The following is a 20863-nucleotide window of genomic DNA, read 5'->3' as shown; positions in this document are numbered from 1 at the left end:
GGCCTGCAAGCGAGCACAAAAAAGCCAGCGTAAGCTGGCTTTTTTGTGGGTGGCTGGTTCTGCAAGAGACGCGAGCATTCGTAGGACCGTGTAAGTCACAAAGGCAGGATTACAGCAGGAACAGCGTGGCCAGACCGAGGAAGATGAAGAAGCCGCCACTGTCGGTCACGGCAGTGATCATCACACTCGCCCCCATCGCCGGGTCGCGCCCCAAGCGGGCCAATGTCATCGGGATGAGCACACCCATCAGCGCCGCCAGCAACAGGTTCAAGGTCATCGCGGCGGTCATCACCACGCCCAGCGACCAGCTGCCGTACAACCAGAAAGCCACGGCACCAATCACTCCGCCCCACACCAGGCCGTTGATCAGCGACACCGCCAGTTCCTTGCGCATCAGGCGGCTGGTATTGCCCGGCGATACCTGGTCCAGCGCCATGGCGCGGACAATCATGGTGATGGTCTGGTTACCCGAGTTGCCACCAATACCCGCAACGATCGGCATCAACGCAGCCAACGCCACCAGCTTTTCGATCGACCCCTCGAACACCCCGATCACTCGCGAAGCGAGGAACGCGGTAATCAGATTGATCGCCAGCCACGCCCAGCGGTTGCGGAACGAGCGCCAGACCGAAGCAAAGATATCTTCCTCTTCACGCAGACCCGCCATGTTGAGGACTTCGCTCTCGCTCTCCTCACGGATCAGGTCGACCATCTCGTCAATGGTCAAACGGCCGATCAGGCGCTCGCCCTTGTCTACGACAGGTGCCGATACCAGGTCGTAACGCTCGAAAGCCTGCGCCGCATCATAAGCATCTTCCTCGGGCTGGAAGGACACCGGGTCGGTCGCCATGACCTCCGCCACCTTCTTCTCCGGGTCGTTGACCAGCAGGCGCTTGATGGGCAACACACCCTTGAGGATGCCGTCGTAATCGACCACGAACAGTTTGTCGGTGTGGTTGGGCAGCTCTTTCAGGCGGCGCAGGTAGCGCAGCACCACTTCCAGGCTGACGTCTTCGCGGATGGTGACCATCTCGAAGTCCATCAGCGCACCGACCTGCTCCTCGTCGTAGCTCAGCGCCGAACGCACACGTTCGCGTTGCTGGGCATCGAGGGTTTCCATCAGCTCATGGATAACGTCGCGCGGCAGCTCTGGGGCCAGGTCGGCCAGCTCGTCGGCGTCCATTTCCTTGGCGGCGGCCAACAGCTCGTGATCGTCCATGTCAGCGATCAGCGATTGACGAACCGAGTCGGATACTTCCAGCAGGATGTCGCCATCGCGATCCGAGCGCACCAGCTGCCAGACCGTCAGGCGGTCTTCCAGAGGCAAGGCTTCGAGGATATAGGCGATGTCGGCGGGGTGCAGGTCATCAAGCTTACGCTGCAGCTCGACGAGGTTCTGGCGGTGGACGAGGTTTTCCACCAGGTCGTTGTGCGCGCCTTCCTGGCGGTGAGTCAGGTCTTCGACCACACGCTGGCGCTGCAGCAATTCGACCACCTGGGCCAGGCGATCCTGCAGGCTCTCTTGCGCTTTTTTTACTTCTACTTCCGTCATAGGCGAACTCCACTCCCAGCAGCGGAGCACGCCGGGAGAATCAATCGGTCAGATCTTTCTGTATGAATCGTGTTAGCGAGTAACTACTGGGTAAGTCCATGGTGGTTTTCCACAAGCCCCGGCGGGGCTGACGGGCGCAATCATACACTGCTAAAGCTGTCAGATCGCTTAAATTTTTGGCCAGAACAATCGTTTGCGTGATAAAGCTAGGACAACGCTCGAAGCTATCAGTGCGACGGTTGTTGTGGATGGGAAAGCACATTTGTCTGGGTTGCCGCACGGCGGCGCCAAGCTACACCACAATCATTACAGAAGAGCGTAGATCGACATCACCAACAATTCATTGGCGCAGAAAAACAAAAAGCCCGCTCAAAATGAGCGGGCTTCTTGATGGGGTATGGCGGACTCAGCAGGATTCGAACCTGCGACCGCTCGGTTCGTAGCCGAGTACTCTATCCAGCTGAGCTATGAGTCCGTGGTGGTAATTTTAGACCAGGTTACCACTGGTTGACTGAAACAGCTTTGCAAGCAGAGCCACTTCAAAAAGTGGCGGACTCAGCAGGATTCGAACCTGCGACCGCTCGGTTCGTAGCCGAGTACTCTATCCAGCTGAGCTATGAGTCCGCGATTGGCAGTTTTAGACCAGATTACCGCTGGTTGACTGAAGCAGCTTTGCAAGCAGAGCCACTTCAAGAAAGTGGCGGACTCAGCAGGATTCGAACCTGCGACCGCTCGGTTCGTAGCCGAGTACTCTATCCAGCTGAGCTATGAGTCCGCGATTGGCAGTTTTAGACCAGATACCGCTGGTTGATTGAAGCAGCCTTGCAAACAAAGCCACTTCAAAAGTGGCGGACTCAGCAGGATTCGAACCTGCGACCGCTCGGTTCGTAGCCGAGTACTCTATCCAGCTGAGCTATGAGTCCGTGTCTTGCCGCGCATTATAGGTCGCTGAAACATTTTTGCAAGAATGTTTTCGTTTAAAATCAACGACTTAGTATTCTTACCGTTTACAGCGCCCTACGCAAATAATGGCGGTGAAGGGGGGATTCGAACCCCCGATACCCTTATGAGGTATACTCCCTTAGCAGGGGAGCGCCTTCGGCCACTCGGCCACCTCACCGCAACACGAGGCGAATATTAAAGAACCTCTTTCACCTTTGCAACCCTTTTTTTGAAAAAAACTTCAAAAAAATTAAAGGCTTGGCTCTTCATCCTTCTCCTTCTTGATCCGCAGGTAGATTTCCTCGCGGTGAACAGCCACTTCTTTCGGGGCGCTGACGCCAATACGCACCTGGTTGCCTTTGACGCCAAGCACCGTCACGGTGATCTCGCCGTCTCCAATGATCAGGCTCTCGGCGCACCGACGAGTCAGAATCAACATAGCTTTCTCCTTACGCAAAACATTCAGGGGTAACAGTCTTGGGTATCAGGGCCAGTCGTGGACGACGACGGGACCCCAGTTACGCGCCACACAGGGCAGGACAGGGCCTGCGTGGCGAGCAGAAACGCGAAGGGCGCGGCACCAGCCGCGCCCTTCCAGGCAGCGCCTTACTCGCCCTGTCGGGCAGGAGCGTCGAGCTCAAACGCGGTGTGCAGCGCGCGTACGGCCAGCTCCAGGTACTTCTCTTCGATCACGACCGAGACCTTGATCTCGGAGGTGGAGATCATCTGGATGTTGATGCTCTCCTTGGCCAGGGCTTCGAACATGCGGCTGGCCACACCGGCGTGCGAACGCATGCCGACGCCAACGATCGAGACCTTGGCGATCTTGGTGTCGCCAATCACTTCACGGGCACCGATTTCGCGGGCGGTGTTTTCCAGCACGCTTTGCGCCTTCTCGTACTCGTTGCGGTGTACGGTGAAGGTGAAGTCGGTGGTGTTATCGTGGGCAACGTTCTGCACGATCATGTCCACTTCGATGTTCGAAGCGCTGATCGGGCCGAGGATCTTGAAGGCCACGCCCGGGGTGTCCGGCACGCCGCGAATGGTCAGCTTGGCTTCATCACGGTTGAAGGCGATACCGGAAATGATCGGCTGTTCCATGGATTCCTCTTCATCAATGGTAATGAGGGTACCCGGACCCTCCTTGAAGCTGTGCAGCACGCGCAGCGGGACGTTGTACTTGCCGGCGAACTCCACCGAACGGATCTGCAGCACCTTGGAACCGAGGCTGGCCATTTCCAGCATCTCTTCGAAGGTGATCTTCTCCAGGCGCTGAGCCTGCGGCACGACGCGCGGGTCGGTGGTGTAGACGCCATCGACGTCGGTGTAGATCTGACACTCGTCCGCCTTCAGCGCTGCCGCCAGGGCCACGCCGGTGGTGTCGGAGCCGCCACGGCCCAGGGTGGTGATGCTGCCGTGCTCGTCGACACCCTGGAAGCCCGCCACCACGACCACGCGGCCTTCCTTGAGGTCGGCGCGAATCTTCTGGTCGTCGATCTGCAGGATGCGCGCCTTGTTGTGCGCGCTGTCGGTAAGGATGCGCACCTGGTTGCCGGTGTACGACACCGCTGGCACACCGCGCTTGATCAAGGCCATGGTCAGCAGGGCGATGGTGACCTGCTCACCGGTCGACACGATCACGTCCAGCTCACGCGGAACCGGCTGATCGGTGATCTGCTTGGCCAGGTCGATCAGGCGATTGGTTTCACCGCTCATGGCCGACAATACAACCACCAGGTCGTCGCCCGCTTCACGGTGTTTCTTGACCTTTTCGGCTACCTGCTCGATCCGCTCGATGGAACCGACAGAGGTGCCGCCAAATTTCTGTACGATCAACGCCATTTCAATGGTGCCTCAGCCCATACAGGGCCCCAAAAAACAATCCAACATGAAGGGGCAAGTGACTAGACTACCCGCCCCTTCATCTCAAAGTCCCTGCTCTGCGAATGGCACGGCCAGCGCCAAGGCCTGGTCCAGTGCAGCGACGTCGACGCCACCACCCTGGGCCATGTCCGGACGGCCACCGCCCTTGCCACCCACCGCCGCAGCGGCTTGTTTCATCAGATCGCCAGCCTTGAGTTGGCTGGAGAGGTCCTTGGTTACGCCGGCCACCAGCACAACCTTGCCCTCATGCTCGCTGCCCAGCAGGATCACTGCGTGGCCGAGCTTGTTCTTCAGTTGATCGACCAGGGCCAGCAAAGCCTTGCCGTCCTGCCCATCCAGGCGGGCAGCAAGCACCTTGGCGCCCTTGACCTCAACGGCCGCATTGGAGAGATCGTCTCCGGCGGCGCTGGCGGCCTTGGCCTGCAGCTGTTCCAGCTGCTTCTCCAGCTGGCGGTTGCGCTCAAGCACAGCCGACAGCTTGTCGATCAGGTTGTCGCGATTACCTTTCACCAGTTGCGCGGCTTCCTTGACCTGCTCTTCGGCAGCGTTCAGGTAGGCCAGCGCTGCTGCGCCGGTAACGGCTTCGATACGGCGTACGCCAGAGGCCACGCCGCCTTCGCTGATGATCTTGAACAGGCTGATGTCACCGGTGCGCTTGGCGTGAATACCGCCGCACAGCTCAACCGAGAAATCACCGCCCATGCTCAGTACACGCACGGTGTCGCCGTACTTCTCGCCGAACAGCGCCATGGCGCCTTTGGCCTTGGCGGTTTCGATGTCGGTCAGTTCGGTTTCCACCGGGGTGTTCTTGCGCACTTCGCGGTTGACGATGTCTTCCAGGGCCTTGATCTGCTCCGGTTTCACCGCCTCGAAGTGGCTGAAGTCGAAACGCAGGCGTTGGCTGTCGACCAGCGAGCCCTTCTGCTGTACGTGCTCGCCCAGTACCTGGCGCAGCGCTTCGTGCAGCAGGTGGGTGGCGGAGTGGTTCAGCGAGGTGGCGTGCTGCACGTCGGCATCGACCTTGGCCTCGACCGGCGAGCCGATGACCAGCGCACCGCTGGCGACCACGCCGTGGTGCAGGAAGGCACCACCGGTCTTGGTGGTGTCGCGCACGTCGAAGCGCGCAGCGCCAGCCTGCAGGAAGCCGGTGTCACCCACCTGGCCGCCGGATTCGGCATAGAACGGCGTACGGTCGAGCACGACCACGCCCTGCTCGCCTTCACCCAGCTGGTCAACGGACTGGCCGTCCTTGTACAGGGCGATGATCTTGCCCTGGCCTTCGGTGACGTCGTAGCCGAGAAACTCGGTGGCGGTGTCGACCTTGACCAGGCTGTTGTAGTCCATGCCGAAGGCGCTGGCGGAGCGGGCACGCTCACGCTGGGCGTCCATTTCGCGCTCGAAACCGGCTTCGTCGATGGTCAGCTCACGCTCACGGGCAATGTCGGCGGTCAGGTCCATCGGGAAGCCGTAGGTGTCGTACAGCTTGAACACCACGTCGCCCGGTACCACGTCGCCTTTAAGCTGAGCCAGGTCTTGCTCAAGAATACGCAGGCCCTGCTCCAGGGTCTTGGCAAACTGCTCTTCCTCGGCCTTGAGCACGCGCTCGATGTGCGCTTGCTGGCTCTTCAGCTCTGGGAAGGCCTCGCCCATTTCGGCGGCCAGTGCGGCGACGATCTGGTAGAAGAAGCTGCCCTTGGCACCCAGCTTGTTACCGTGACGGCAGGCGCGGCGGATGATGCGGCGCAGCACATAGCCACGGCCTTCGTTGGAAGGCAGCACGCCGTCGGCGATCAGGAAACCGCACGAACGGATATGATCGGCCACCACTTTCAGCGAGGCCTGGCCGTCGTTGCTGCAACCGATGGCCTTGGCAGCCGCCGCCAGCAGGTTCTGGAACAGGTCGATCTCGTAGTTCGAGTGCACGTGCTGCAGCACGGCGCTGACACGCTCCAGGCCCATGCCGGTGTCTACCGACGGCGCTGGCAGCGGGTGCAGCACGCCGTCGGCGGTGCGGTTGAACTGCATGAAAACGTTGTTCCAGATCTCGATGTAACGGTCGCCGTCTTCTTCTGGCGAGCCGGGTGGGCCGCCCCAGATGTCCGGGCCGTGGTCGTAGAAAATCTCGGTGCATGGGCCGCACGGGCCGGTGTCGCCCATGGTCCAGAAGTTGTCGGAGGCGTACGGGGCGCCTTTGTTGTCGCCGATGCGCACCATGCGCTCTTCCGGCACGCCGACTTCCTTCGTCCAGATGTCGTAGGCTTCGTCGTCAGTGGCGTAGACGGTGACCCAGAGCTTTTCCTTGGGCAGGTTCAGCCATTGCTCCGAGGTCAGGAAGGTCCAGGCGAAGGTGATCGCATCGCGCTTGAAGTAGTCGCCGAAGCTGAAGTTGCCCAGCATTTCGAAGAACGTATGGTGACGCGCGGTGTAACCGACGTTTTCCAGGTCGTTGTGCTTGCCACCGGCGCGCACGCACTTCTGGCTGCTGACGGCACGGGTGTAGGCACGCTTCTCCGCGCCGAGGAAGCAGTCCTTGAACTGGTTCATGCCGGCATTGGTGAACAGCAAGGTCGGGTCGTTGTTCGGGATCAGCGAACTGGAGGCGACTCGGGTATGGCCCTGCTCTTCGAAGAAGCGAAGGAAGGCTTCACGGATTTCTGCGCTTTTCATAGGTTCTTCCACGGAAACGGCGGCCCTGGTGGGCAAACACGTCGACGAAACGACGGCAAAGGGCCGCATTATATCGGTCCTGCAAGCTCGGTGCAGTGTGTTTATGCAAAAGAAAGCGTCGATCGGACGGCTTTTGGCGCCCTTGCAAACGAAACTGACATGACCGGATGCTAAATGCAGCCTTTCGCCACTGGCAAGCCAATTACCGCCCACGGGAAGGGAAAATGGAACAGGCGGTGAATTAAAAGGTTTTCATCCGAGACAGGATCCAAAACTCGACCTCACAGGCGCATGAAGATGCCAGCTGCATGCGCTAGATAATTACCGCGATGCTTCGCGTCACCACGCTTACCTTGCCTGCCGTGCCACCTTCATCACAGGCAGCCCAGTGCATTCGAGGTAACAATATGAATCCCAAACCGACCTATTTCATTTCCGGAAGAACCAGTGGTTACACCCAGCGCAAGGACACGGCCACGCCCGACAAGACCCTGCATCACCTTATCGAGTACAGCGACGACCAGCAGGAAATCTATCTCGAACAGGTCTTGCTCGACGGAAACCGGATCCCGGCCCGACACCATATGGTGATCGAGAGCCGTACCGCCGGTGCGAACATCGAGATCTCGACCTACGATTGCCACCTGCGCGCCGTGGTCAACGGCAAGCGCTTCATCCTCGCGCCAACGCCCCACCAAACACTCATCCTCAAGACGAAAGACGGCGGCACCAAAATCAGCGTTGCCGATGATGTGCAAATCCCCCTGATCATCCTGGCTGGAGCCGGCAGGAACACCATCAAGACAGGCGGTGGCGTCACGGAAGTGTTCACGGAATCAAACACTATCGACATTACCGTGGGCACAGGACTGACATTCATCAACAGTGCCTCGGCCGACCTCATCCTCACCGGCCATGTTCTGATCGGCAACCCTCACGGATCGGGCCTCTATGCGCGAGGAAAACCCGGCGACGAACGTTTCCAAGCCCCCCTTGCAGCGCCCTTGGACAGCCTGGCCAGTGCCACCTTCGAGATAAAAGGCAGCATCAGCTTCACCCAGGCAGTCAACAATCATCTCACCTTCCTGCGCCATACCGCTTGTGGCCAGCGATTACTGACCCAACTGGCCAGGCGCTCGTGGATACGGATCAGCGAAACCCGAACGGCCACCCGCTTTGAGGTACACGTTTCAGACCCCACCGAGAATGACCATTACCTGCAGCAAAACGAAAGGATGCAGTGGGTATCCGGCTGGCCCGCCGAGGGCGGCGACCTGGCGCTTAACCTTGCGCGCTCGGACAGCGAAAACCTGCCACTGCTGGACTTCTACCGCTGCTTGTGTGAAGCCTACAATGCTTTTAAAGGCACTACCGTACCGGGTAGCCAGACGATCGAGACCTTCGATTACAGGGAAGTTCAGGTAAACGCGGCGCAACTGCAAGCGATAGGCCTGGAGACTGGCGTTTTCTATGATTTCGACAACGACCCGGCAACACCGCCGACCGACACCAACCCCTCGCCGTTCACCGAGAACGCCCTACGGCTCGAGCTAGGCCTGCCACCACGCCTCTATTACTAGTACCAGGCTGATACGCATGGTGGTGATGCACTGCCATGCGCCCCAGCCCGGGCGGCCATTCATCCCAGGCGCTGCCCAGAATCCGGCACGATCAGAATACCTGCCCGCAAACCGTTCTTGACCCTGGGGTTGGGGAAAATGATGCGTGCCCCCTCCTCTTCGACCACCCAGCGCATCTCAGCCAGATCCTCGGCCAACAGATACCCCTTGCTCAGTTCGGAGAAGTTCTCGATGTCCGCCGGCAGGTGCAGGTGGAAGCTGTCGCTGTGCTTGATGATTTCGCGAGACACGCTGAACAGTTGCAGGCCATCCAGCGAACCCTCGCCCTCTGGCTCGGTAGCCTCGATGATGCGGATCAGCCGCTCTTCCAGCTTGTCGAGGTTGACTTGCTCGTTCTGGCCGAACGGGCGAGCCTTGCCAAGCTCCAGGGTGAAGGCTTCAGCATCCAGCTGTTCATAGGTGAAGGCACTGAAAGTGATGGAGGATTTGCTCTGCAGCAGCACCGCCTCCATGCCCGCTGCCGCCAGGCGCGCCAACTCACGACGAGAATGCTTGCGCCCCTCTTTATAAGGGTACAAGGCGAATTGCTCGATCTTCGAACCGCGAATGGCGGTATGCAGGTCGTAATGCAGGCGGCTGCGCCCCGGCTTGCTAAAGAACACCCGGGCGAACTGCTCAAGCTCCGCGGCACGCAAAGCCTCGAAACCACTGGAAAGCTCATGGCGGCCGTTGAACAGCCGGTTGATGTCCTGCTCGATAAAGCGCTCACCCTTGCGGATGGCCGCTGGGTTGCCGAACAGGAACAGCAACCGAGCCTTAGGCTTGATCTTGCCATTGGCCACGCCGTGCAGCAGCCGCTCGAGCAATTCGATCGGCGCCGTTTCGTTGCCATGAATACCGGCAGACAACAGCAAGTCCAGCCCGCAATCTTCGTTTTCGGGCGGGCGTACTTCCAGCGCGCCCTCCCCCAACCAGCGCAAACGCGCGCCCTTGGGTGTCACTTGGGTCTTCTCGGCCGGTTCGTGATCGGTGAGGGTCAGCTCAAGCAATTTGCCAAGGGCGAGCATAAGGGCTTCCTTAGTGGTGGTGTCCGCAGTCAGGGCCATGGACGTGATCGTCGTCTTCGCCAACCTCGGCCGGCTCCATTTCCAGCTGCAGGCTGACCAGATTGGTGGCCATCGGGCGCAGCAGCAGGTTGGCATACTCGGTGTCGTCTTCTTCGACATCCACACCGATCAGCAGCTGGCCACGGCCGTCCTGCTGAATCCACACTTCCTTGCCTTGCCAGACCACGGCAAAACGGGTGCAGGAGGTTTCCAGCTGGGTGCCGTCTTCATCTTCGAGGATCAGGCGCAGGGCGTCGGTCATTGCAAAGTCTCTCTTCAAGGTTGGCGTTGGAACGGGTATACCGAGCCCAACTTCAGGATCTGGGTCAATTCATCCAGTGCTGTACGGCACTCCACCAGCAGTTGCGGGTCGGCCAAGTCCGCTTCGCCCAGGCGGTCGCGGTAGTGCTTGTCGACCCACTGCAGCAAGGTGTCGTACAGCGGGGCGGTCATGATAACGCCTTGGTTGACCGCTGCCAGTTCCGTTTCTTTCAACGCCACGCGCAAACGCAGGCAAGCCGGGCCACCGCCGTTTTGCATGCTCTGCTTGAGGTCGAACACCTTGACCTCCTTCACCGCGCCACCCTGGCTGGTCAGCTGGCCCAGGTAGGCCCAAACCCGCTCGTTGTTGCGGCACTCTTCCGGCACCACCAGCAGCATGGAACCGTCGTCGCGGCTGAGCAGCTGGCTGTTGAACAGGTAGGAACGCACCGCATCCTCAACCGTCACCGCCGCCCGTGGCACACAGATAGACTGGAAGTTGCCACCCTTGCTGGCCAGTTTAGCTCGCAGCTGGCCAAGCACCGTGTCGGTCTCCAGGAAGGCGTCCTCGTGGTAGAACAGCACCTCGCCGTTACCCACCGAAATCACATCGTTGTGGAACACGCCCTGGTCGATCACCGACGGGTTCTGTTGAGCGTAGACCACACCGCCATCACTCAGCCCATGCAGCCGGGCCACGGCCTGCGAGGCCTCCAGGGTTTGCCGGGCCGGGTACTTCTGCGGGGCCGGGTAGCGGCTGTCGAAGGCACTGCGGCCGTAAACGAAGAACTCAACGCCCGGCTCGCCATAGGCACGGCAGAAGCGCGTGTGGTTGGCCGCGCCCTCGTCACCGAACTGTGCCACGGCAGGCAATGCGGCGTGGTGGGCAAAGTGGTTCTCGTTGTTGAACATGGCGCCCAGCACACGGCTGGTGGTCGGGTGCTCGATGCTGCGGTGGTACTTGCAGTTCAGGTTGGCAGCGGTGAAATGCACGCGGCCATCCGCGGTGTCGGCACTGGGGCTGACCGTGGCCGCGTTGGCCACCCACATGCTCGATGCCGAGCAGCTGGCCACCAGCAGCGGCATCGCTTCTTTAGCCGCACGCTGGATCACTTCCGCATCGCTGCCGCTGAAGCCCAGGCGGCGCAGGGCGGCCACATCCGGGCGTTCCTGCGGCGCCAGCACGCCTTGCTTGAAGCCCAGGTCAGCCAGCGCCTTCATTTTCGCCAGGCCCTGGCGCGCGGCTTCACGCGGGTTGGAACCCTGCTGGCTGTTGCTTTGCGAAGCCACGTTGCCGTAGGACAGGCCGCCATAGTTGTGGGTAGGCCCCACCAGGCCATCAAAATTCACTTCATAGGATTTCATCGGCTAGGCTCCGTGACCTGTTGTTATAGGGTGACGCCCGGCGTCAACGTCGCCGGCAAGGCAAGGCTGGCGGTCTCCAGCGAAGCCACGGGGTAAGCGCAATAGTCAGCCGCGTAATAGGCGCTGGCGCGGTGGTTGCCACTGGCGCCCACACCGCCGAACGGCGCGCTGCTGGCGGCACCGGTCAGTTGCTTGTTCCAGTTGACGATGCCGGCACGGCTGCGCAGCCAGAAGTACTGGTAGCGGGCGCGGGAGTCGGACAACAACCCGGCGGCCAGGCCGTACTGCGTGTTGTTGGCTTCATCGATGGCCGCATCGAAGTCGGCATAACGGATGACTTGCAGCAGTGGGCCGAAGAACTCTTCGTCCGGTCGCCCGGCCACGCCAGTGACATCGACGATGCCCGGGGTCAGCAGCGCGGCATCGGCCTGCGGCTGGGTCATTTCCAGCAGCTTCACGCCACCGTTGGCAACCAGCTCGGCCTGCGCCGCCATCAGCGCCTGCGCCGCGTGCAGCGAGATCACCGAGCCCATGAACGGCGCCGGTTGCTCATCGAACGCACCTACCGTGATGGTTTTGCACACTTCGACCAGGCGCGCGATCAGCGCATCACCCCAGGCACCTTGCGGCACCAGCAGGCGCCGGGCACAGGTGCAGCGCTGGCCGGCAGAAATGAACGCCGACTGGATAATGGTGTACACCGCCGCGTCGATGTCCTTGACCTCGTCCACCACCAGCGGGTTGTTGCCCCCCATTTCCAGGGCCAGGATCTTGTCCGGGCGGCCGGCGAACTGCTGGTGCAGCAGGTTGCCGGTGCGGCTGGAGCCGGTGAAGAACAGGCCATCGATGCCTGGGTTGGCAGCCAGCGCTACACCGGTTTCGCGTGCGCCCTGCACCAGGTTCAGCACACCCGCCGGCAAGCCAGCGGCGATCCAGCAATTGACGGTCAGCTCGGCCACTTTGGGGGTCAGCTCACTGGGCTTGAACACCACGCAATTGCCTGCCAACAACGCCGGCACAATGTGGCCGTTAGGCAAGTGGCCGGGGAAGTTGTAAGGGCCGAAGACGGCCACCACGCCGTGGGGCTTGTGCCGCAACACCGCCGTGGCATCGGCCAGCGGGCCACTCTTTTCGCCGGTGCGCTCGCGGTAGCTTTGCACCGAAATCGCCACCTTGTTGATCATGCTGGTGACTTCGGTCGCCGATTCCCACAGCGGCTTGCCGGTTTCCTCGCCGATGCACTGGGCCATGGCTTCAGCGTGCGCTTTCAACTGCGCCGCGAACTTCTCCAGCACATCGATGCGCGCTTCCAGGCTCAATTGCGCCCAGGCCGGGAACGCCTGGCGCGCGGCCTGCACGGCGGCCTCCACCTGGCTGGCGTCGGCGCCCTGCCCTTGCCAGATCACGGCCTGGGTCACCGGGTTCAGCGACTGCAGGGCTTCGCCCTGGCCGGCCTGCCAATTGCCTGCGATTAAATGCGTGGTCATTTACTGGGCCTCCCGGCTAGCCGACAGCGGCACCGCACGCACATTGTCGCCAGCCCCCATGCGCAGGCGCTTGGCGGTCAGCGGGTCGACCACCAGGGTTCCGGCGGCCAACCGCGCAGGTGCAGCCGTGATACGGCAGTCGTCGCGCTTGCGGTTGTGGATGATGTAAGGGGTGGCGTCATCGCCCGGCGTACCGACCGCCAGCACCAGGGTCTGGCTCTCGCGCACGGCGCGGATCCTGGCGGTGTCGCATTCGATGGCCGGGCCAGCATCGAAGATGTCGACGTAGCCCTGGTAGTTGAAGCCTTCCTGCTTGAGCATGGCCAGCGCCGGCTCGGTGTCCTTGTGCACACGGCCGATCACATTGCGCGCCGCTTCGGACAGGAAGCAGGTGTACAGCGGGAACTTGGGCATCAGCTCGGCGATGAACGACTTGTTGCCCACACCAGTGAGGTAGTCCGCCTGGCTGAACTCCATCTTGAAGAAGTGCCGGCCCAGGCTTTCCCAGAACGGCGAACGCCCCTGCTCGTCCGACATGCCGCGCATTTCGGCAATGATCTTCTTGCCGAACAGCTCGGGGAACTCGGCAATGAACAGCATGCGCGCGCGTGACAGCAGGCGGCCATTCAGACCGGAGCGGTAGTCGCTGCGCAGGAACAACGAGCACAGCTCGGAGTTGCCGGTCAGGTCGTTGGCCAGGAACAGCGTGGGGATTTCGCGGTAGATCTTCAGCTCCTGCGAGGCACTGACGGTCAGGCCGACCCGGTAGTTGTACCAGGGCTCGCGCAGGCCGACAGCACCGGCAATGGCACTGATGCCCACCACCAGGCCTTCGTCGTTTTCCAGCACGAACAGGTAGTCAGTGTCGCCACGCTCGGCCTCGCCACGGAAGCTTTTTTCCGCCCAGCCAACGCGATGCCCCAGGCGCTCTTCGTTGGCCGGCAGCGTGGTCAGCCCGGTGGTACCGGTGCTGCGTGCCAATTCGATCAACGCAGGCAAATCGCTGCTGCGTACAGGACGAACGATCATGCTATCTCCTTGTGCGACGGCATCGGCCGGCGCGAAACTCTGCTAACGCATCAATCCCGAAACGTCTGTCGCCAGACCTCAGACCGCCACCAGGCGCACGCTGGCGCCCTCGCCCACACCCAGTGCATCGGCTGCCGCCACGCTCAGGCTTACCGGTTTGCCGGGTACCCAGTCGAGGTCCAGCAGCACCGCGCGGTAGTCCTGGAGCTGGCCGTTGCAGACCAGGTACGGGCGCCCGCCGTTGGCTGGCGCTTCTTCGATTTTCACCGGCACTACCCGGCTCTGAGCGATCGAGCGAATGCCCGAGGTACGCGCATGCAAGGTCGGGCCGCCGTCGAAGATGTCGATGTAGTGCTCGGTCTCGAAGCCTTCGCGCATGAGGATGTCGAAGGTGATCTGCGCGCGCGGGTGCACCTGGCCCATGGCTTCCTGCGCTTCATCAGGCAGCAGCGGCACATAGATGGGGTAGTGCGGCATCAGTTCGGCGAGGAAGGTGCGGCTTTTAAGGCCACACAGGCGCTCGGCGTCGGCATAGTTGAGGTCGAAGAAATTGCGGCCGATGGCATCCCAGAACGGCGATTCGCCCTGCTCGTCGCTGAAACCGACGATTTCGGTCACGACCGAGTCGGCGAAACGCTCCGGATGCGCGGCCATGAACAGCAGGCGACCGCGCGAATTAAGCTCGGCCCAGCCACTGTTCACCAGCTCTGGCAATACATAGAAGCTGGTCAGCAGGCTGTTGCCGGTCAGATCATGACACAGCGACAGCACGTGAATCTTGTTGTGAATCTTCAGCTCGCGCGAGGCATGCACGAACGTTTCGTTACGGAAGCTGTAGAACGGCTCGGAGTAGCCCGCTGACGCCACAATGGCCGAGCAGCCGGCCAGCTTGCCGGTTTCGCTGTCTTCGAGCACGAAGAAGTAGCTTTCTTCACCGTTGAAGATGACCTCGGCGGCGAAGGAAGTCTCGGAAGCGGCGATCTTGTCGCCCAGGCGAGCAGCGTCGTCCGGCAGCGAGGTGACACCAATGGGGCTGTCTGCAGCCATGCGCTGCACTTCGTTCAGATCAGCCATTTGCGCGGGGCGCATCACCAGCATGGTGTCACTCCTTTGGAATACGGGCCACTTACGGCGGCACGGAAAAACGGCAGGCGCACGGGCCCCTGCACTGGAATCGGGTATCGCCGGCCCGGCTCAGCCATGGCTGGGGCCGGCGAAGTGGCCGCAGGCGGATCAGCCTTTGGTCAGGGTGGCCACGGCGCGCTCGAAGCGATCCAGGCCTTCATCGATGTCGGCGTCTTCAACCACCAGGCTTGGCGCGAAGCGGACCACGTCCGGGCCGGCCTGCAGCACCATCACGCCTTCTTTCTCGGCAGCGTTGAGTACGTCCTTGGCCTTGCCTTGCCAGGCTTCGGTCAGCACGCAGCCCAGCAGCAGGCCAACGCCCCGTACCTGGCTGAACAGGTTGTACTTCTGGCCAATCTGCTCCAGACGGGTCTTGAAGCGCTCATGCTTGGCCTTGATGCCGGCCAGGGTTTCCGGGGTGTTGACCACATCCAGCACGGCACAGGCAACAGCGCAGCCCAGCGGGTTGCCACCATAGGTGGTGCCGTGGGTGCCGACGGCCAGGTGTTTGGCCAGCTCGGTGGTGGTCAGCATGGCGCCGATCGGGAAGCCGCCGCCCAGGCTCTTGGCGCTGGTCAGGATGTCTGGCGTCACGCCGTAGTGCTGGTAGGCATACAGCGAACCGGTACGGCCCACGCCGGTCTGCACTTCGTCGAAGATCAGCAGGGCGTTGTGCTCGTCGCACAGCTTGCGCGCGCCTTCCAGGTAGGCCTTGTCGGCCGGCACCACGCCGCTCTCGCCCTGGATCGGCTCGATCACCACGGCGCAGGTCTTGTCGGAAATCTGTGCCTTCAGCGCTTCCAGGTCGTTGTAGGGCACGTGGCTGATGCCGGTGATCTTGGGGCCGAAGCCATCGGAGTACTTCGGCTGGCCACCAACGCTGACGGTAAACAGGGTACGACCGTGGAAGCTGTTCACGGTGGCGATGATTTCGTGCTTTTCCGGGCCGAAGCGGTCATGCGCAACGCGACGGGCCAGCTTGAAAGCGGCCTCGTTGGATTCGGCGCCAGAGTTGCAGAAGAACGCCCGGTCGGCAAAGGTGGCATCCACCAGTTTGTGGGCCAGGCGCAGGGCCGGCTCGTTGGTGAACACGTTGGATACGTGCCAGAGGGTGTTGGCCTGCTCGGTCAGGGCCTTGACCAGTGCCGGGTGGCAGTGACCCAGGGCGTTTACCGCGATGCCACCGGCAAAGTCGATCAGCTCGCGACCCGACTGATCCCAAACGCGGGAACCCTCGCCTCGCACAGGAATGAAGGCCGCCGGAGAATAGTTGGGGACCATGACCTGGTCGAAATCGGCACGTTGCACCGGGGCTTGCTCAACGGACATCTGAGTCTCCTGAAGAGGAACGCTGGCCTGGAAGTGGCGAGCGATGGGGGGATTGTAAGGACTGATCCGCGCCTGTCCTTGCGGCCAAGCGACAACTTGTTACAGCGCAAAACCCAGTTTTGGCAAGGTTTTCGGCAATGCGACAAACACTGTCGCAATCGCGCAGTGTACGGGAGAGAGGGGGCTGGGTGAACGGGTGTTCACCTGAAGAATGGATGCTGCTTGTGCCGACCTCTTCGCGGGTGAACCCGCTCCCACAGGGACTCCGCAAAATCCAGCTGCTGCGTTAATCCTGTGGAAGCGGGTTCACCCGCGAAGAGGCCGGCACAGCGGAAGAAAATATCAGCCTTTTTCAGCCGGTGCCGAGCTGAGTTCGAACGGGCTGCTGCTACGCCGTTGATTACGGTCTTCCCGTGGCGTCGCACCAAAGAAGTTGCGATAGGCACTGGAAAAATGCGGCCCCGACGAAAAGCCACAAGACAACCCGATCTGGATGATCGACTTGCTGGTCTGCATGAGCATCTGCCGCGCCTTGTTCAGCCGCAGCTCTAGATAATATTGGCTCGGCACGCGATTCAGGTACTGCTTGAAGATGCGCTCCAGCTGCCGGCGCGACACGCACACATGCTGGGCAATTTCGTCGGTGGTCAGCGGCTCTTCGATGTTGGCTTCCATCAACAGCACCGCCTGGGTCAGCTTGGGGTGGCTGGAGCCCAGGCGGTTCTGCAGCGGAATGCGCTGGCGCTCACCACCCTCCCGGATGCGCTCTACCACCAACTCTTCCGAAACAGCCCCCGCCAGCTCCGCCCCATGATCGCGGGCCAGCACGGCCAGCAGCAGGTCGGTTACGGCCATGCCTCCACAGGCCGTCAGCCGGTCGCGGTCCCAGTCGAACAGGTGACTGGTGGCGATGACCTTAGGAAAGCGCTCGGCAAAATCATCCTGCCAGCGCCAGTGCACGGCAGCACGATAACCGTCGAGCAAGCCGAGCATCGCCAGAGGATAAACCCCGGCAGACAGGCCACCGATCATGCAACCGCTGCGCGCCTGCTGCTTGAGAGCAGCCGACAAGGCTGCCCCTACTCCCGCAGGCGGCTCGTCAGCAACCAGAAACAGCTTGTGGCACCCCTCCAGGCGGCCAGTCCACGGCTCGCCCGGCAGGCGCCAGCCACCCTCTTGCGCCGGCTCCGCCTGCAGGAAGGCCATTTCGTAGACCACATCCGGGTGCACCCGCTGCGCCACCAGCAACACTTCCTCGGCCAGCGCCAGGGTCAAGGGCCTGGTGCTGGGCCAAATGAGAAAACCGATTCGCTGGGTGGTCATAGGGTGCGGTCCGAAACCTGAGGTCGTTCGAGTCTGTGCGCCGGGTCAGGCTGCGCTCGCCGCGCAGCATGCCCTATTCTGGTGCAAAAATGCAGCTTTTACTTCAGGCTGCCGGAGAGGAACTGCTTCAGGCGCTCCGACTGCGGGTTGGCCAGCACTTCACGCGGGCAGCCGGTTTCTTCCACCAAGCCTTTGTGCAGGAACACCAACTGGTTGGACACCTCACGGGCAAAGCCCATTTCGTGGGTCACCACCACCATGGTGCGGCCTTCCTGGGCCAGCGCCTGCATCACCTTGAGGACATCGCCCACCAGCTCAGGGTCCAGTGCCGAGGTCGGTTCGTCGAACAGCATAACCTCCGGCTCCATGGCCAGTGCGCGGGCAATTGCCACACGTTGTTGCTCGCCCCCCGACATATGCCCGGGGAAGGCGTCCTTGCGGTGGGCAACACCCACCTTGGCCAGGTAATGCTCGGCCTTTTCCAGCGCTTCCTTCTTGTTCACACCCAACACATGCACCGGCGCTTCGATGATGTTTTCCAGTGCGGTCATGTGCGACCACAGGTTGAAGTGCTGGAACACCATCGACAGGCGCGAGCGCATGCGCTGCAACTGACGCGGGTCGGCAGCCTTCAGCGCGCCGTCCTTGCCGGCCACCAGCTTAAGCTCTTCGTTGTTGAGCAGGATCTTGCCCGCGTGCGGCTGCTCCAGCAGGTTGATGCAGCGCAGGAAGGTCGACTTGCCCGAACCACTGGAGCCGATGATGCTAATGACGTCGCCGGCCTTGGCCGCCAGCGATACGCCCTTGAGCACTTCGTGGCTGCCGTAACGCTTGTGCAGGTCTTGGACTTCGAGTTTGTACATGCTGTCGATTCTCACAGAGCGGTCAGTGCTTGCGCGGCGCCAGGTAGCCGAGCCAGCGGCGTTCGGCCATCTTGAACAGGCGCACCAGGATGAAGGTCAGGCACAGATAGAACACGCCCGCCGTGATGTAGGCCTCGAAAGGCAGGTAGTACTGGGCGTTGACCGTGCGTGCGGCACCGGTGATGTCGATCAGGGTGACGATCGACGCCAGGCTGGTGGTTTGCAGCATCATGATCACTTCGTTGCTGTACTGCGGCAGCGCCCGGCGCAAGGCCGAGGGCAGCAGGATGCGCCGGTACATTTTCATGCGCGACATGCCCATGGCCTTGGCCGCCTCGATCTCGCCATGGGGCGTGGCCTTGAGGCTGCCGGCAATGATTTCGGCGGTGTAGGCGCTGGTGTTGATGCCGAACGCCAGGCACGCGCAGAAGGTGGCGCTGGACAGCAGCGGCCAGAGGAAGCTTTCGCGCACCGCTTCGAACTGCGCCAGGCCGTAGTAGATCAGGAACAGCTGCACCAGCATGGGTGTGCCGCGGATCACGTAGGTGTACAGCCACGCAGTCAGGTTGATCGCCGGCTGTTTCGACACGCGCATCAGGCCCAGCGGAATGGCCGCCAGCAGCCCGAAGAACAGCGAAATCGCCAACAGCTTGAGGGTGGTCAGCAGGCCGCCGAAGTACATCGGCAAAGCATCCCAGACGACGTTGTAGTCGAAGATCATAGTTCAGCCACCTTGACGCCCACCGAGTAGCGGCGCTCCAGATACTTCAGGGCCAGCAGCGAGACGCTGGTCAGCACCAGGTACAGTGCCGCCACCGCCAGGAAGAAGGTGAAAGGCTCGCGGGTGGCATCGGCCGCCTGCTTGGCCTTGAACATCATGTCCTGCAGGCCGACGACCGAGATCAGCGCGGTGGCCTTGGTGAGTACCAGCCAGTTGTTGGTGAAGCCCGGGATCGCCAGGCGAATCATTTGCGGCACCTGGATGCGGAAGAACACCTGGCGCGGGCTCATGCCATACGCCACGCCGGCCTCGGCCTGACCCTTGGGAATGCCCAGGAAAGCACCGCGGAAGGTTTCCGAGAGGTAGGCGCCAAAAATGAAGCCCAGCGTGCCGATACCGGCAACCAACGGATTCAGGTCGATGTAGTCTTCGTAGCCGAACAGCGGTGCCACCCGGTTGATGATGTCTTGCCCGCCGTAGAAGATCAGCAGGATCAGGACCAGGTCCGGAATACCACGGATCACCGTGGAATACAGGTCGCCCAGCCAGGCCAGCCAGCGCACCGGCGACAAGCGCAGCGCCACTCCGATCAGGCCGAGCACGATGGCCAGGGCCATCGACGACAGGGCGAGCTGAAGCGTCAGCCACGCCCCGTCGAGGATGACTGCCCCGTAGCCTTTCAACATGATGAGGTCCTCGACCTAAAGAATGAAAAATGGTGCAAACCTCAGAGCCTCTGCTGTTTGCACCATTGCACAGGTGAAACCCGACGTCTTAGTTCGAGTCTGGACCGTAGATGTCGAAGTTGAAGTACTTCTTCTCGATTTCTTTGTACTTGCCGTTGGCACGGATGGCGTCGATGGCCGCGTTGATGCGGTCGACGTTGGCCTTGTCACCTTTGCGCACAGCAATACCGATACCGTCACCGAAGTACTTGGCATCGGTAAAGGACGGGCCTACGAAGGCGAAGCCTTTACCCGCGTCGGTCTTGAGGAAGCCGTCTTCCAGCAGGGTGGCGTCGGCCACGGTGCCGTCCAGGCGGCCAGCGGCTACATCCAGGTAGATTTCGTTCTGGGTGCCGTAAGGCACCACGGTGGCACCTTTGGCGCCCAGTACTTCCTTGGCGAAGCGGTCATGGATCGAGCCACGCTGCACGCCGATCTTCTTGCCTTTCAGCTCATCCAGGCTTTCGCTGACCGTGGTGCCTTCCTTCATCACCAGGCGCGCCGGCGTGAGGTAGTAACGCTTGGTGAAGTCGACCGACTTCTTGCGGTCCTCGGTGATCGACATGGACGACAGGATGGCGTCGATCTTGCGCACTTTCAGCGCCGGGATCAGGCCGTCGAACTCCTGCTCGACCCAAGTGCACTTGGCTTTCATCTCTTCGCACAGGGCGTTGCCGATGTCGTAGTCGAAACCGGCGATGCTGCCATCGGGCTGCTTGAAGGCGAAGGGTGGGTAGGCGGCTTCAATGCCGATTTTCAGCGGTTTTTCATCGGCCTGCGACACCAGGGAAAATACGGATAGCGCCAGGGCGCCAAGCAGTGCGAGCTTCTTCATCAGGTAACTCCATCGGTACGGGGCAATACAAGGCAGGTAACGGCTGCCCGATATGCGAATGGGTACAAC

General features: G+C 61.5%; 17 protein-coding genes and 5 tRNA genes. 1 reads left to right on the top strand and 21 read right to left on the bottom strand.

The genetic code is table 11. The features are described from left to right. Positions 1 to 109: 109 nt before the first annotated feature. The 9 genes from mgtE to alaS form a co-directional block, all read right to left on the bottom strand. Complete coding sequence (gene mgtE, locus ACF8MI_RS08180) at positions 110 to 1552, bottom strand: magnesium transporter (protein ID WP_016711838.1); 1443 nt, start codon at positions 1550 to 1552, stop codon at positions 110 to 112. Positions 1553 to 1950: 398 nt separating this feature from the next. Continuing rightward, positions 1951 to 2027, bottom strand: a tRNA-Arg gene (locus tag ACF8MI_RS08175). 72 nt (positions 2028 to 2099) lie between these two features. Beyond that, positions 2100 to 2176: transfer RNA gene (locus ACF8MI_RS08170), tRNA-Arg, on the bottom strand. A 74-nt stretch (positions 2177 to 2250) separates the two neighbouring features. Continuing rightward, positions 2251 to 2327 (bottom strand) — tRNA-Arg (locus ACF8MI_RS08165). A gap of 71 nt (positions 2328 to 2398) precedes the next feature. Beyond that, positions 2399 to 2475, bottom strand: a tRNA-Arg gene (locus tag ACF8MI_RS08160). A 106-nt stretch (positions 2476 to 2581) separates the two neighbouring features. Next, positions 2582 to 2672 (bottom strand) — tRNA-Ser (locus tag ACF8MI_RS08155). Between the two features lie 72 nt (positions 2673 to 2744). Further along, positions 2745 to 2933, bottom strand: a complete 189-nt coding sequence (csrA, locus tag ACF8MI_RS08150) for a carbon storage regulator CsrA (RefSeq protein WP_003254503.1) — start codon at positions 2931 to 2933, stop codon at positions 2745 to 2747. Positions 2934 to 3100: 167 nt separating this feature from the next. Further along, on the bottom strand, positions 3101 to 4336 hold the full coding sequence (locus tag ACF8MI_RS08145; protein WP_019099135.1) for an aspartate kinase: 1236 nt from the start codon (positions 4334 to 4336) through the stop codon (positions 3101 to 3103). Positions 4337 to 4420: 84 nt separating this feature from the next. Continuing rightward, positions 4421 to 7045, bottom strand: a complete 2625-nt coding sequence (alaS, locus tag ACF8MI_RS08140) for an alanine--tRNA ligase (RefSeq protein ID WP_151458234.1) — start codon at positions 7043 to 7045, stop codon at positions 4421 to 4423. Between the two features lie 407 nt (positions 7046 to 7452). Between alaS and ACF8MI_RS08135 the strand changes: the two genes are divergently transcribed. Further along, entirely contained in the window at positions 7453 to 8625 is a 1173-nt protein-coding gene (locus ACF8MI_RS08135; protein ID WP_060500701.1) for a M91 family zinc metallopeptidase, read from the top strand. 59 nt (positions 8626 to 8684) lie between these two features. On the opposite strand, the gene astE is transcribed toward ACF8MI_RS08135, so the two are convergent. From astE to ACF8MI_RS08075, 12 genes are all read right to left on the bottom strand, one after another. Then, positions 8685 to 9692, bottom strand: coding sequence for a succinylglutamate desuccinylase (astE, locus tag ACF8MI_RS08130; protein WP_060500699.1), 1008 nt, complete (start codon positions 9690 to 9692; stop codon positions 8685 to 8687). A gap of 10 nt (positions 9693 to 9702) precedes the next feature. Next, positions 9703 to 9993 carry a topoisomerase II gene (locus ACF8MI_RS08125; RefSeq protein WP_003256592.1) on the bottom strand — a complete coding sequence of 97 codons (291 nt, stop codon included), beginning with the start codon at positions 9991 to 9993 and terminating at the stop codon, positions 9703 to 9705. Positions 9994 to 10007: 14 nt separating this feature from the next. Further along, the gene (gene astB / locus ACF8MI_RS08120; RefSeq protein ID WP_060500698.1) at positions 10008 to 11357 is read right to left on the bottom strand and encodes an N-succinylarginine dihydrolase; all 1350 of its coding nucleotides are present in this window, start codon (positions 11355 to 11357) and stop codon (positions 10008 to 10010) included. A 23-nt stretch (positions 11358 to 11380) separates the two neighbouring features. Beyond that, a complete protein-coding gene (gene astD / locus ACF8MI_RS08115) occupies positions 11381 to 12844 on the bottom strand; it encodes a succinylglutamate-semialdehyde dehydrogenase (protein ID WP_060500696.1) in 1464 nt (487 codons plus the stop codon). Then, positions 12845 to 13873, bottom strand: coding sequence for an arginine N-succinyltransferase (gene astA, locus ACF8MI_RS08110; RefSeq protein ID WP_060500694.1), 1029 nt, complete (start codon positions 13871 to 13873; stop codon positions 12845 to 12847). Between the two features lie 78 nt (positions 13874 to 13951). Then, complete coding sequence (gene aruF / locus ACF8MI_RS08105; protein ID WP_060500691.1) at positions 13952 to 14971, bottom strand: arginine/ornithine succinyltransferase subunit alpha; 1020 nt, start codon at positions 14969 to 14971, stop codon at positions 13952 to 13954. Positions 14972 to 15106: 135 nt separating this feature from the next. Then, a complete protein-coding gene (locus tag ACF8MI_RS08100) occupies positions 15107 to 16327 on the bottom strand; it encodes an aspartate aminotransferase family protein (protein ID WP_019099128.1) in 1221 nt (406 codons plus the stop codon). 342 nt (positions 16328 to 16669) lie between these two features. Beyond that, complete coding sequence (gene argR / locus ACF8MI_RS08095; RefSeq protein ID WP_060500689.1) at positions 16670 to 17650, bottom strand: transcriptional regulator ArgR; 981 nt, start codon at positions 17648 to 17650, stop codon at positions 16670 to 16672. A 98-nt stretch (positions 17651 to 17748) separates the two neighbouring features. Then, a complete protein-coding gene (locus tag ACF8MI_RS08090) occupies positions 17749 to 18513 on the bottom strand; it encodes an ABC transporter ATP-binding protein (RefSeq protein ID WP_016711851.1) in 765 nt (254 codons plus the stop codon). Positions 18514 to 18535: 22 nt separating this feature from the next. Next, entirely contained in the window at positions 18536 to 19234 is a 699-nt protein-coding gene (locus ACF8MI_RS08085) for an ABC transporter permease (RefSeq protein WP_060500687.1), read from the bottom strand. After that, on the bottom strand, positions 19231 to 19920 hold the full coding sequence (locus tag ACF8MI_RS08080) for an ABC transporter permease (RefSeq protein ID WP_060500685.1): 690 nt from the start codon (positions 19918 to 19920) through the stop codon (positions 19231 to 19233). Before ACF8MI_RS08080 ends, ACF8MI_RS08085 begins: the two co-directional genes overlap by 4 nt. Before the next feature lie 88 nt (positions 19921 to 20008). Next, positions 20009 to 20794: an ABC transporter substrate-binding protein gene (locus ACF8MI_RS08075; RefSeq protein ID WP_060500683.1), complete on the bottom strand. Its 786-nt coding sequence runs from the start codon at positions 20792 to 20794 to the stop codon at positions 20009 to 20011. Between the last annotated feature and the right edge of the window lie 69 nt (positions 20795 to 20863).

It is taken from the genome of Pseudomonas sp. yb_9, from assembly GCF_043103635.1.
GTDB classification, from domain to species: domain Bacteria; phylum Pseudomonadota; class Gammaproteobacteria; order Pseudomonadales; family Pseudomonadaceae; genus Aquipseudomonas; species Aquipseudomonas monteilii.
This window is presented reverse-complemented; position numbering and strand designations above follow the sequence as displayed.

Excerpts from the sequence above, each read along its gene's own strand:
- mgtE (WP_016711838.1), bottom strand. The coding sequence starts at position 1,552 with ATGACGGAAGTAGAAGTAAAAAAAGCGCAAGAGAGCCTGCAGGATCGC.
- csrA (WP_003254503.1), bottom strand. The coding sequence starts at position 2,933 with ATGTTGATTCTGACTCGTCGGTGCGCCGAGAGCCTGATCATTGGAGAC.
- ACF8MI_RS08145 (WP_019099135.1), bottom strand. The coding sequence starts at position 4,336 with ATGGCGTTGATCGTACAGAAATTTGGCGGCACCTCTGTCGGTTCCATC.
- alaS (WP_151458234.1), bottom strand. The coding sequence starts at position 7,045 with ATGAAAAGCGCAGAAATCCGTGAAGCCTTCCTTCGCTTCTTCGAAGAG.
- ACF8MI_RS08135 (WP_060500701.1), top strand. The coding sequence starts at position 7,453 with ATGAATCCCAAACCGACCTATTTCATTTCCGGAAGAACCAGTGGTTAC.
- astE (WP_060500699.1), bottom strand. The coding sequence starts at position 9,692 with ATGCTCGCCCTTGGCAAATTGCTTGAGCTGACCCTCACCGATCACGAA.
- ACF8MI_RS08125 (WP_003256592.1), bottom strand. The coding sequence starts at position 9,993 with ATGACCGACGCCCTGCGCCTGATCCTCGAAGATGAAGACGGCACCCAG.
- astB (WP_060500698.1), bottom strand. The coding sequence starts at position 11,357 with ATGAAATCCTATGAAGTGAATTTTGATGGCCTGGTGGGGCCTACCCAC.
- astD (WP_060500696.1), bottom strand. The coding sequence starts at position 12,844 with ATGACCACGCATTTAATCGCAGGCAATTGGCAGGCCGGCCAGGGCGAA.
- astA (WP_060500694.1), bottom strand. The coding sequence starts at position 13,873 with ATGATCGTTCGTCCTGTACGCAGCAGCGATTTGCCTGCGTTGATCGAA.
- aruF (WP_060500691.1), bottom strand. The coding sequence starts at position 14,971 with ATGCTGGTGATGCGCCCCGCGCAAATGGCTGATCTGAACGAAGTGCAG.
- ACF8MI_RS08100 (WP_019099128.1), bottom strand. The coding sequence starts at position 16,327 with ATGTCCGTTGAGCAAGCCCCGGTGCAACGTGCCGATTTCGACCAGGTC.
- argR (WP_060500689.1), bottom strand. The coding sequence starts at position 17,650 with ATGACCACCCAGCGAATCGGTTTTCTCATTTGGCCCAGCACCAGGCCC.
- ACF8MI_RS08090 (WP_016711851.1), bottom strand. The coding sequence starts at position 18,513 with ATGTACAAACTCGAAGTCCAAGACCTGCACAAGCGTTACGGCAGCCAC.
- ACF8MI_RS08085 (WP_060500687.1), bottom strand. The coding sequence starts at position 19,234 with ATGATCTTCGACTACAACGTCGTCTGGGATGCTTTGCCGATGTACTTC.
- ACF8MI_RS08080 (WP_060500685.1), bottom strand. The coding sequence starts at position 19,920 with ATGTTGAAAGGCTACGGGGCAGTCATCCTCGACGGGGCGTGGCTGACG.
- ACF8MI_RS08075 (WP_060500683.1), bottom strand. The coding sequence starts at position 20,794 with ATGAAGAAGCTCGCACTGCTTGGCGCCCTGGCGCTATCCGTATTTTCC.